Origin of the sequence: Paracoccus binzhouensis (assembly GCF_016446475.1) — a bacterium.
Lineage (GTDB): Bacteria > Pseudomonadota > Alphaproteobacteria > Rhodobacterales > Rhodobacteraceae > Paracoccus > Paracoccus binzhouensis.
Window position 1 is genome coordinate 1 of the sequence record NZ_JAEHFP010000129.1, and the last position, 11,455, is coordinate 11,455.

At 69.6% G+C, this 11,455-nt stretch carries 9 protein-coding genes, 1 tRNA gene and 1 pseudogene; 2 read left to right on the forward strand and 9 right to left on the reverse strand.

Going from position 1 to position 11,455, the window contains the following annotated elements:
- From I9P22_RS20600 to cls, 4 genes are all read right to left on the reverse strand, one after another.
- On the reverse strand, positions 1 to 194 hold a 194-nt coding region (locus I9P22_RS20600; protein WP_233253508.1), incomplete at its 3' end, for a DUF6478 family protein.
- A 13-nt stretch (positions 195 to 207) separates the two neighbouring features.
- On the reverse strand, positions 208 to 1,941 hold the full coding sequence (gene ilvD, locus I9P22_RS20605; protein ID WP_199261668.1) for a dihydroxy-acid dehydratase: 1,734 nt from the start codon (positions 1,939 to 1,941) through the stop codon (positions 208 to 210).
- A gap of 86 nt (positions 1,942 to 2,027) precedes the next feature.
- Complete coding sequence (locus tag I9P22_RS20610) at positions 2,028 to 2,366, reverse strand: 4a-hydroxytetrahydrobiopterin dehydratase (RefSeq protein WP_199261669.1); 339 nt, start codon at positions 2,364 to 2,366, stop codon at positions 2,028 to 2,030.
- Between the two features lie 12 nt (positions 2,367 to 2,378).
- On the reverse strand, positions 2,379 to 3,794 hold the full coding sequence (gene cls / locus I9P22_RS20615; protein ID WP_233253509.1) for a cardiolipin synthase: 1,416 nt from the start codon (positions 3,792 to 3,794) through the stop codon (positions 2,379 to 2,381).
- 101 nt (positions 3,795 to 3,895) lie between these two features.
- Here cls and accD point away from each other — a divergent pair, with 101 nt between their 5' ends.
- Together accD and I9P22_RS20625 are read left to right on the forward strand one after the other, a co-directional pair.
- On the forward strand, positions 3,896 to 4,837 hold the full coding sequence (gene accD / locus I9P22_RS20620) for an acetyl-CoA carboxylase, carboxyltransferase subunit beta (protein ID WP_199261671.1): 942 nt from the start codon (positions 3,896 to 3,898) through the stop codon (positions 4,835 to 4,837).
- Positions 4,838 to 4,853: 16 nt separating this feature from the next.
- Positions 4,854 to 6,122, forward strand: a complete 1,269-nt coding sequence (locus I9P22_RS20625; protein WP_199261673.1) for a bifunctional folylpolyglutamate synthase/dihydrofolate synthase — start codon at positions 4,854 to 4,856, stop codon at positions 6,120 to 6,122.
- A gap of 191 nt (positions 6,123 to 6,313) precedes the next feature.
- Here I9P22_RS20625 and zapE read toward each other — a convergent pair whose 3' ends face one another.
- From zapE to I9P22_RS20650, 5 genes and pseudogenes are all read right to left on the reverse strand, one after another.
- Entirely contained in the window at positions 6,314 to 7,417 is a 1,104-nt protein-coding gene (gene zapE, locus I9P22_RS20630; protein WP_199261676.1) for a cell division protein ZapE, read from the reverse strand.
- Positions 7,418 to 7,488: 71 nt separating this feature from the next.
- Positions 7,489 to 8,094, reverse strand: a complete 606-nt coding sequence (locus tag I9P22_RS20635; RefSeq protein ID WP_199261678.1) for a DUF6778 family protein — start codon at positions 8,092 to 8,094, stop codon at positions 7,489 to 7,491.
- A gap of 293 nt (positions 8,095 to 8,387) precedes the next feature.
- The gene (locus I9P22_RS20640; protein WP_199261680.1) at positions 8,388 to 9,698 is read right to left on the reverse strand and encodes an MFS transporter; all 1,311 of its coding nucleotides are present in this window, start codon (positions 9,696 to 9,698) and stop codon (positions 8,388 to 8,390) included.
- A 1,407-nt stretch (positions 9,699 to 11,105) separates the two neighbouring features.
- Positions 11,106 to 11,181, reverse strand: a tRNA-Thr gene (locus I9P22_RS20645).
- Between the two features lie 52 nt (positions 11,182 to 11,233).
- A pseudogene (locus I9P22_RS20650) lies at positions 11,234 to 11,455 on the reverse strand (heme biosynthesis protein HemY); the annotation flags it as partial.

Consider the following 11,455-nt stretch of genomic DNA (forward strand, 5'->3'; position numbering starts at 1 on the left):
CGGGCCCGGGCGACGCGGCGGTCGGCGCGCAGCAGGAAACGGTCGAGGCCGGCGCGCAGCGCCAGCGCCTCCTCGCGCAGGCCGCGCAGCCGGCCCGGGCCCAGGATCTCGGCCTCCTCGGCCAGCGCCCGCCAATGGCGCAGGGCCCGGGCGCGGGTTTTCCGTTCGATCCACTTGCGGGGACGCATCACCATGCCGGTCAGCCTGTCACTGGTCCATGTAGACGTGGGTTTCCGCCGCCGCGCCCGGATGGGTGACAGCGCCGTAGCGGGCCTTGCCGACAAGCTGGGCATATTTCCACAGCGCCCCCGAGGCGTAATCGGTCTTGCGCGGCCCGGGCCATTCGGCGCGGCGCCGCTCCAGCTCCTCGTCGGAGAGCGCCACCGAGAGCGCGCCGCGGATGGCGTCGATGGTGATGATGTCGCCGTCGCGAAGCAGGGCGATGGGGCCGCCATGCGCCGCCTCGGGACCGACATGGCCGACGCAGAAGCCGCGCGTCGCGCCGGAAAACCGCCCGTCGGTGATCAGCGCCACCTTCTTGCCCATGCCCTGCCCCGACAGCGCCGCGGTGGTCGCCAGCATCTCGCGCATGCCCGGGCCGCCGGCCGGACCCTCGTTGCGGATGACGATCACGCAGCCCTCGGCATAGTCGCGGCGCATGACTGCCGCGAAGGCCTCCTCCTCGCAGTCGAAGACCCGGGCCGGGCCGGTGAAGACCTGGTCCTCGGGCGCCATGCCCGCCACCTTCACGATGGCCCCGTCGGGGGCAAGGTTGCCCTTGAGCCCGACCACGCCGCCGGTCCGCGACAGCGGCGCGCTGACCGGGTGGATGACCTTGCCGTCGGCCTCGCGCGCGATCAGGTCCAGTTCCTCGCCCATGCTGCGGCCCGAGGCGGTCAGGCAATCCTCGTGGATCAGCCCCGCCTTGCGCAGCTCGCGCAGCACCACCGGCACGCCGCCGGCGTCGAACAGATCCTTGGCGACATAATCGCCGCCGGGGCGCAGGTTCACGAAATAGGGCGTGTCGCGGAAGATGTCGCAGACGTCGAACAGGTCGAATTCGATCCCCGCCTCATGCGCGATGGCCGGCAGGTGCAGCCCGGCATTGGTCGAGCCGCCGGTGCAGGCCACCACCCGCGCCGCGTTCTCCAGCGCCTTGCGGGTCACGACGTCGCGGGCGCGGATGTTCTTCTCGATCAGGGCCATCACCGCCTCGCCCGAGGCCAGCCCGTACTGGTCGCGCGACTCGTAGGGCGCCGGCGCGCCCGAGCTGTTCAGCAGCGCCAGGCCGATCGCCTCGGATACGCAGGCCATGGTGTTGGCGGTGTATTGCCCGCCGCAGGCCCCCGCCGAGGGGCAGGCGACGCGCTCCAGGATCTCCAGCTCGGCATCGGGCAGGTTGCCGGCGGCGTGCTGGCCCACCGCCTCGAACACGTCCTGCACCACCACGTCGCGGCCGTGGAAGCGGCCGGGCAGGATCGAGCCGCCATAGATGAAGACGCTGGGCACGTTCAGCCGCACCATCGCCATCATCATGCCGGGCAGCGACTTGTCGCAGCCGGCCAGCCCCACCAGCGCGTCGTAGCAATGGCCGCGCATGGTCAGCTCGACCGTGTCGGCGATGGCGTCGCGGCTGGCCAGGCTGGCGCGCATCCCCTCATGCCCCATGGCGATGCCGTCGGTGACGGTGATGGTGGTGAATTCGCGCGGGCAGCCGCCGCCCTTCTTCACGCCCTGCTTGACCGATTGCGCCTGGCGGTTCAGCGCGATGTTGCAGGGCGCGGCCTCGTTCCAGCAGGTGGCGACACCGACCCAGGGGGAATGGATCTCCTCCTCGGTGATGCCCATGGCATAGAAGAAGCTGCGCTGCGGCGCCCGGGCGGGGCCTTCGGTGACGTGGCGGCTGGGCAGGGACGACTTGTCGAAACGGCTGTTCTTCATGGCGACATCCTCTGGCTGGCGACTTGGATAGGGCTGGACCGCCCGGGGGGCAAGGCCCAAGGCGGCGAAAACACCTTGCGGTTGTGCTAGGCCGTCGCCGCGTTCAGCCGCGCGGCCATGACCAGGTCGTTCATCGTCACGCCGCCCGCCGAATGGGTGGAGTAGGTGACGCGGGCGAAGCCCCAGCCGAAGGCGATGTCGGGATGGTGGTTCGCCGCCTCGGCCTGCCAGGCGGCCAGGTTGGCCAGGGCGGCTGGCGCCTTGAAGCTCTTGAAGCGCCATTCACGGCAGATCGCCTTGCCATCCGCCGCCAGCTCCCAGCCGGGAAGCCGGTCCAGCGCCGCGCGCAGCTCCGCCTCGGGCAGCGCAGGGGCGCCGTCCACGATCTTGCCCTGGGCCAGGTCGGTTTCGGGTTCGTCGGTCATCATGCTCCTCCGTCACAGGATCGGCGCGGCCAGCGCCAACAGGTTGTTGCGCAACCGCCGCCGGATCGACCAGCCGCGGATCTCGTCCAGGTCGATGCGGCGCGAGCGGGCGATGTAGCTCTGCTGGCGCTCGTCCAGCAGCTCGGTCACCTCGGCCCCGACCAGCAGCATGTTCATCTCGTAGTTCAGCTGGAAACTGCGGCGGTCCATGTTGGCGCTGCCGATCATCGCCATCTCGTCGTCGGCGGTGATGATCTTGGAATGCAGAAGCCCGTCGGGAAACAGCATCAGCTTCACCCCTGCCGAGACCAGGCCGTAATAGAACCCTTCGGAGGTGGCCTGCACCACCAGCGAATCATTGCACGCCGGCAGGATCATCGTCACGTCCACGCCGCGCCGCGCCGCCGTGCGGATCGCCGAATCCAGCGAGGCGTCGGGCACGTAATAGGGGGTGGTGATCACCAGCCGCTCGCGCGCGGCATAGATCATCGTCGTCATGCAATCCGACAGCGAGCCCTGGCGGTCGTCCGGCCCGGTGGCGATCACCTGGGCCAGCGCGCCGGGCGCCATGACCGGCGGCGCCATCTGCAGCATGTCGCCCAGGTCCTCGCCGGTGTAGCTCATCCAGTCCTGCAGGAAGACCGCCTGCATCTGCCGCACCACCGGCCCTTCCAGGCGCAACAGCACGTCGATCCAGGGCGCGAAGCGCGGCTTGATCGCGAAGGCCTTGTCCGAGCAGTTGCGGCTGCCGGTAAAGCCCAGCACATGGTCGATCACCACGATCTTGCGGTGGTTGCGCAGGTCCATGCGCTGCGACAGCCCGCCGATGATCGGCAGGCCCAGGGGCAGCGCCTCGACGCATTCGACCCCGGCCTCGCGCATGGCGCGCCAGCTTTCGGAATAGCCGAAGGCGCGCGAGCCGAAGGCGTCGATGATGGCGCGCACCTTCACGCCGCGGCCGGCGGCGCGGATCGCCGCCTGGGCCACCGAGCGGCCCGAGGGATCGTCCAGCCAGATATAGAACAGCAGGTGCACATGGTCGCGCGCCGCGTCGATGGCCGCCACCAGATCGGCGATGGCACTGTCGTCCTCGGCCAGCAGGGTGGCGCGATTGCCGGCCACCGCCGAGAAGCCGCCGGTGGCGCGATTCGCGGCGATGACCGGCGCGGCGAATTCCGGCGGGCGCTTGACCGCCTCGGGGCTGGGCGTCCACAGGCCGGACAGGCGGGCGCGGACATTGGCCATGGTCTCGACCTCGGCGCCGCGCATGCGAATCTCGCCGAACAGCACATAGGCCAGGATGCCGACCAGCGGCACCAGTTCGATCACCAGGATCCAGGACAGGCGCACTGTCGGCTCCAGCCGCGGCCGCAGCAGCACCCGCACCGACACCGCCAGCGCGATCGCATAATGAAGGAACACGAACATCTGGGTCCACATGGCCCGCATCAAAGCCCGGGCGCTGCGGAATTGCAATTCCGCGCCGATTTGCCTAAGTCACGCCCTGAACCGAGCGCAGGGGCCCGCCGATGAACTGGATCACCAATTATGTCCGTCCGCGCATCAATTCGCTGTTCTCGCGCCGCGAGGTGCCCGAGAACCTGTGGACCAAATGCCCGGAATGCGGGACCATGCTGTTCCACCGCGAACTGTCGGACAACCTGAACGTCTGCACGAATTGCGACCATCACCTGGCGATCTCGCCCCGGCTGCGCTTTGCCGCGCTGTTCGACGGCGGCGTCTTCAACGAGGTCAAGGTGCCCGAGCCGGTCACCGACCCGCTGGGCTTCCGCGACCAGAAGAAATACCCCGACCGCATGAAGGCGGCACAGAAATCCACCGGCGAGAAAGAGGCGATGCTGGTCGCCGAGGGCGAGATCGGCCGCACCCCGATCGTCGCCGCCGCGCAGGATTTCAGTTTCATGGGCGGCTCGATGGGCATGTATGTCGGCAACGCCATCATCGCCGCGGCCGAGCGCGCGGTGAAGCTCAAGCGGCCGCTGGTGCTGTTCTCGGCCGCCGGGGGCGCGCGGATGCAGGAAGGCATCCTGTCGCTGATGCAGATGCCCCGCACCACCGTCGCCGTCGAGATGCTGAAAGAGGCGCGGCTGCCCTATATCGTGGTGCTGACCCATCCGACGACCGGCGGCGTGACCGCCAGCTATGCCATGCTGGGCGACATCCAGATCTCGGAACCGAACGCGCTGATCTGCTTCGCCGGCCCGCGGGTGATCGAGCAGACCATCCGCGAAAAGCTGCCCGAGGGCTTCCAGCGCGCCGAATACCTGCTGGACCACGGCATGCTGGACCGGGTGACGCATCGCAAGCAGCTGCGCGACGAGCTGATCTCGATCCTGCGCATGCTGGGCGGCCTGCCGGCGCCGGTGGCGGGCGATCTGCCCGCGCCGGGCAGCATCGCCGCGCCGCAGCCCGAAGCCGAAGCGCCCCCCGCCGACGGCAAGCCCGCCTGAGCCGGACGGCATCGCGATGACCTCCTCCGACGCCATCCTCGCGCGGCTGATGCAGCTGCATCCCAAGGTCATCGACCTGTCGCTGGACCGGATGCACCGCCTCCTGGCGGCGCTCGGCAACCCGGAACGCCGCATTCCGCCGGCGATCCACATCGCCGGCACCAACGGCAAGGGCTCGACCCAGGCGGTGATCCGCGCCGGGCTGGAATCGGCGGGCCTGCGCGTCCATGCCTATACCTCGCCGCATCTGGCGCGGTTCCACGAGCGCATCCGCCTGGCGGGCGAGCTGATCCCCGAGGCCGATCTGGCCGCCACGCTGGAGGAATGCGAGGCCGCGAACGGCGGCGCGCCGATCACCTTCTTCGAGATCACCACGGCGGCGGCCTTCCTGGCCTTTTCGCGCACGCCCGCCGATTACACGCTGCTGGAAGTCGGCCTTGGCGGCCGGCTGGACGCGACCAACGTGATCGACGACCCGGCGCTGACCGTCATCACCCCGATCAGCATCGACCATACGCAATACCTGGGCGAGACGCTGGAGCTGATCGCCGGCGAAAAGGCCGGCATCCTCAAGCGCCGCGTGCCCTGCATCGTCGGCCCGCAAGAGCCCGTCGCCCGCGACGTGATCGAGCAGAAGGCCGAGCGGCTGTTTGCGCCGCTGCGCATCGCCCGCCAGGACTGGGACAGCCGGCGCGAGGGCGATGCGCTGATCTACCAGGACGACCACGGGCTGATGGACCTGCCGCTGCCGGTGCTGCCCGGCCCGCATCAGATCGTGAATGCCGGCACCGCCATCGCCGCGCTGCGCGAGCTGGGCTTCGGCCGCATCGAGGCCCGCGCCGCGGTGACCGAGGCGGAATGGCCGGCCCGCATGCAGCGCCTGAGCCGCGGCCCGCTGGTCGAGGCGGCAGAAGGCTGTGAACTCTGGCTCGACGGCGGCCACAACCCGGCGGGCGGCGAGGCGGTTGCGGCGACGCTCTCAGCCATGGCGAAGAAGCCGACGCATCTGGTCTGCGGCATGCTGAACACCAAGGACGTCGCCGGCTACATGCGGCCGCTGGCAGGCGTCGCGCAAAGCCTGACCGCCGTAGCGATCCCGGGCGAGCCGAACACGCTGCCGGCCGAGGAGACCGCCGCGGCCGCCGCCTCGGTCGGGCTTGCCGCCGCGACCGCACCAGATGCGCTCACGGCGGTGCGCGATCTCGCCGCCGCACATCCCGGCGCGCGCATCCTGATCTGCGGCTCGCTCTATCTCGCGGGCCAGGTGCTGCGCGACAACGGCTGAAGGAGCGCCACCGTTTTCCAGGTTGCGCGCCTGCGCGCGGCGGTTGGGGCTCCGCCCCGTCCCTGCGGGACTCCCCGGGGTATTTTCCAAACGGAAACAGCCCCTCTCCGCCATGCGGGAAAAGTCGTGCGGCTTCTTCGTTCCGGAAATACTCCGGGGGAGGCCGAAGGCCGGGGGCAGCGCCCCCTCCTTTACGACCGCCCCCAACCGGCATCGCGCATCTCGCGCAGGCGGCTGGCGGTGCGCTCGAACTCGAAGGCGCCCTCGCCCTCGGCATAAAGCCGTTCCGGCTCGTCGGCGGCGCTGGCGATCAGCCGCACCTTTGCCTCGTAGAGCGCATCGATCAAGGTGACGAAGCGCTTGGCCTCGTTGTAGTTCGACTGCGACAGCCGCGGGATCGAGTCGATGAACAGCAGGTCCAGCGCCTCGGCCATGGCCAGATAATCGGCCGGGCCCAGCGGCTTGCCGCAGAGATCCCAGAAGCCCGCCCGGCCGATGCGGCCCAGATGCTGCGGGATCTCGACTTGGCGGCCCTTGACCTCCAGCAGCAGCGGCGGGGTCGGCGCGCCGGCGGTTTCCTGCCGCCACAGCGCATCCATCCGGTCATGCGCCGCGGTGTCGGCGGGGGTGAACCAGACCTGGCCGCCGCCCTCGTCGCGGTTCTGGCGGTGATCGGTGGCGCTGGCCAGCTCGACCACCTCCAGCCTCTCGCGCAACAGCGCGATGAAGGGCAGGAACAGCTGGCGGTTCAGGCCGTTCTTGTAAAGCTCCTCGGGCACCCGGTTCGAGGTGGTGACCACGGTCACCCCCTCCTCGAACAGCACCTGGAACAGCCGGCCGACGATCATCGCGTCGGCGATGTCGGTGACCTGCATCTCGTCGAAGCAGAGCAGCCGCGCCTGCTGCGCCACCGCCAGCGCCACTGGGCGCACCGCGTCCTGCTGGCCGGTCTTGCGCACCCCCTCCAGCGCCGCCTGGATCTCCTGCATGAATTCGTGGAAATGCACCCGGCGCTTGGCGGCCAGCGGCGCCGCCTCCATCACCAGGTCCATCAGCATGGACTTGCCGCGCCCCACGCCGCCCCAGAGATAGAGCCCCCTGACCGCCGGCGCGGGCCCCGGAGCGGTGCCACGCAGCCGCGACAGCCAGCCGTTCCTCTGCGGCGCCGCGGCGGGGGCGGCCGCCAGGTCCCGCACCAGCCGGTCCAGCACCGGCAGCACGCCGCGCTGCGCCGCATCGGGCGCCAGCCGGCCGGTCGCCACGCGGGCCTCGTAAAGTTCGGATACGCTTGCCATATCCGCCCCCTGCCAAAGAAAGGACCGGCCCGCAAGGGCCGGCCGGAGATTTCCGTCGATTTCGCTAAGGTTCAGCGGCCGCGGCGCTGGAAGCTGCCGCGCGGATCGGGGCCGCTGCCCAGCCAGTTCTGCGTCACCAGCGCGATCTGGTTGACGATCTGCACCCGCTGGGTCTGGCCCCTGGCCTCGGCCGCATCCGCCGCCTTGCCGACCAGCGCCGGGAATTCCGCCTTGATCTGCTGCGGCTGGGTCAGCGCGACACCGCTGCGGGCGTCGAAGACCTGCAGGCTGTACTGGATGTTGTGCACGCCGGAATTCTGCAGCGTCTCGCGCACGATCGGCGTCACGGCATGGAACTGGCCCAGCGTGGCGACGATGCGCACCCGGGTCTTGCCATGCAGGCCGGCGGCGCCCTTCTCGATACCCTCGCGCAGGATGGCCGCGGCCTGGGCGCGACGGTCGCCGGCCGGTTCGCCATGCCAGACGATGTCGTAATCGGGGGCGTAGCTGTTTTCCTCGCTGGTGGTCAGGGTCTCGGGCACCGCGACCTCGACCGAGGCGACGCGCCAGCCGGCGGTCTGCGCCGGGTCGAGCTGTTCATAGGCGGTTTCCCAGGTACTCGAGCAGGCGCCAAGGCCGAGCGTCAGGCCAAGCGCCAGCAGGGCGGGTTTCAACATGGGTGGTTCCTCGTCCAGGAAATGCGTTGAATGGCGGGCCGGCCGCATCGCCGGCCGCCGGGAAATTGCGCCAAGGCCTCTGGCATGATCGTGTTCGGCAACGGATGGATCAGAAAAGTGCCTCCCGCAGAGGGCGGGCCGGGCCCGCCCGCGACCAGGAGCAGAACGTCCCCGGTCCGCTGCAAGAATAATCGTTGATTTCCAACGCGCAAGAGATTCGATGCGCCAAAGGCCGCCCGGCCCGGCCGGCGCCGGGGGTTCCGGGCCGGATCGTGCAGCGGGGGGCCGCGGCCCTAGACGATGGACTGGTTGCGGGTCTCGGCCCGGATGAACAGCGTGCCGATGGCAGCCAGCAGCAGCAGCGCCGCGAAGACGCCGATGGCAAGCCCGAAGCCGCGCGCCACCACCTGACCCATCAGCGAGGGCGCCAGCAGCCCGCCCACCCGCGCCACCGCGCTGGCCGTGCCCATGCCGGTGCCGCGCAAGCCGGTCGGGTAAAGCTCGGGCGTATAGGCATAAAGCGCCCCCCAGGTGCCCAGCAGCGCGAAGCTCATCAGCAGCAGCGCCGCCGCGACCAGCCAGGGGCTGCCGGCGAGGGTAAAAAGGAAGCAGCCTGCAGCGCTGAGCAGCAGGAAGATCTGCAAGGTGGGCTTCCTGCCCCAGCTTTCCACGCCATGCGCCGCCAGCGCATAGCCCGGCAGCTGCGCCAGCGCCATCAGCACCAGGAAGCCATAGCCGCGCACGAAGCCGAAGCCGCCCCTGGCCAGTTCCGCCGGCAGCCAGACGAAGACGCCGTAATAGGACAGCGAGACCAGGAACCAGGCGGCGAAGATGCCGAGGCTGCTGTTGCGCAGCTCGGGGCCGAAGAGCCGCGCCTCGGTCGCGGCGGGCGGCGCGGTCAGCCGGGTGCCCTGCGGCAGGGCGCGGGCGCCGTTCGCGGTCAGCACCCGGTCGATCACCGCGCGCGCCCCGGCCTCGTCGCCCTTGCGCAGCAGATACATCGGCGATTCCGGCACCCAGAGCCGCAGCCAGATGCCGATCAGCGCCGGCAGGGCGGCCATGGCGAAGATCCAGCGCCAGGGCTCGGCGGCACCGTTCAGATGCGCGATCCAGGCGGTCAGGGCGATGATGATGGTGCCGATGGCCCAGAACCCCTCCAGCCAGACCAGCCAGCGACCGCGATTGCGGGGCGGCAGGAACTCGGCCATCATGGCGTAATCGACCGGCAACGTGCCGCCCACCGCCATGCCGGTCAGGAAGCGCAGCAGCAGCAGCGACCAGAAATCCGGCGCAAAGACCGAGGCCAGGCCGAAGACCGCGTCGCAGCCCACCGTCAGCAGCAGCACGTTGCGCCGCCCGATCCGGTCGGCGATGCGTCCGAACAGCGTCGCGCCCGCGAACATGCCCAGGAAGAACAGCGTGCCGGTCTGCAGGGCCTGCGGCACGGTCAGCCCGAAGCTGGCGGCGATCGAGGCGGCGGTGAAGCCGATGGCGATGACCTGCATCGCATCCGCCGCCCAGACCAGGCCGAAGATGCCCAGCAGCCGCTGCTGGAAACGGCCCGCACCGCCCTGTGTCAGGGCCTCGTCGATGGTCAGGGTCATGGCTCGCCTCTGCTGATCCGCCTGCCGGGCAGTTTTGCGACGATCGCCGCCATGTCCACAGGAAATCGCCCAAGCCCGGTGGTTTCGTTGCGATTCGTTGCGCGGATGGCATGCGGAAAGGACGGTCCAGACCAAGGTTCCCGGGGCCGGGGCCGCGGATCGCGATGGGCGCCATGGCCGCTGCCGGCCGCGTCAGTCAGGGCCCGGGGCATCGGCCGGATCGCGGTATGGCATGGCGGATCACCATGATCGGGCCGGGCAGCCAATCACCGCCCGCGCGCCGTCGAAGATGTCGGACCCGTTCGGCGTGGCGACGATCTTGCCCTCTGCGTCGGAGGCGAGGCCGGCATCCATCAGGACGCCCCTGGCAGTGGCCTTGTTCCGCCTCTGCGTTCCGCTGCTGGTTCCGAAGGGCGCGACGGTGATTCCGAGCCTTCGGAAGCCGGCCGACAGAGGCTGGTCGGATCGGGGACGACGCCGGCCCGGCTCAGGCGGCATGTGTCCGGCACAAGGGGCACCACCTTAGGTTGCGGGTCAGCGGCTGGGGCGGGAGGTGATCGCGGCCGTCGTTGCGCGGGGCGGGTCGTCTTGATGACGGGGAAGATCGCATCGTGCCGGAACCAGTCGGTGCAGTGGTTCAGCACAAATAGCCGTCCATCGCCCTGGGCCGCGGCCCGCACTCGGCAGGGCCGGGCCAGGCGATTGCCGGAGTCGAGGCCGGCATGGGCGAAGGTCACCCCCGCCGGCCGGCCTCGATATGGTCCGGATGCTGCGCGGTGAAGATCGGATAAGACGAATTGCCATGGACAATCCCCTCCCGCAGCAACATCCGGCGCCCACATTTCCAGCGTAACGGCTGATACACAAACAAGGACTTCAGCCCTCTTAGACGCAATTCAGGGTTGTGTCCAACAAGAAATAAACCGATTTGTCTGCATGCCCCCCCGACAGAGAAGCACGGAAGAGCATGGTGCCGGGTCCGGTGCGCCGCGGCTGGTCATGGCGGGTCGACCGCCGAGACAAGCGCCTGCGTCTCATGGCAGGCGGGATCGGGGCTTTCTGCTGGAAACATGCCGCGACGGCGGCGCAGGCCCCGGCCGGACCACCAATCCAAGCGGCCGCCCGGCATGTCGGGAATGGAAGGGCCGCCCTGACGATAGCGGCTTTGGCCGACAGGCAGGAAGGGTTTCCTTCCCGGTCGCCCCCTGCTTCCGCATGAAGGCTCGCGTGCCGATGATTCCCGAGATGTCCCTGGAAACCCGTCGCCGTGACCGGAAAGATCCGATCGGGCTCTCTCGACATGCTTCAAGACAAGCCGCATCTGTGCCCCTTCTGTGCTTCAATGTGCACCGGACGGGACTGCATGCCATGGAATGTATTGAGATATTTGACCATTCCCGCAGGAAATGGTGCCGGTGAAGGGACTCGAACCCCCGACCCCATCATTACGAATGACGTGCTCTACCAGCTGAGCTACACCGGCATTCCATGTGCCGCGCCGGATAGCAGGTTCCGGCGCGGCCGAAAAGGGGGGATCAGCGTTTTTTCCCCGCGATCTTCACCGCCTCTTCCTCGGGCGGCTCGACATCCGGGCGCACCGGCAGGAGGTCGCCCTGATCGGCGATGACCGGCTTGCGCATCGCCTCGGCCGGCGGCACCGTCTCGGCCTGCGGCGCCGGCGCCGGGGCGGCCGCCGGGATCGGCTCGGGCTCGGGGTCGGTGACGGTCATCGCCGGCTCGGCCCCGCCCGCGCCCGC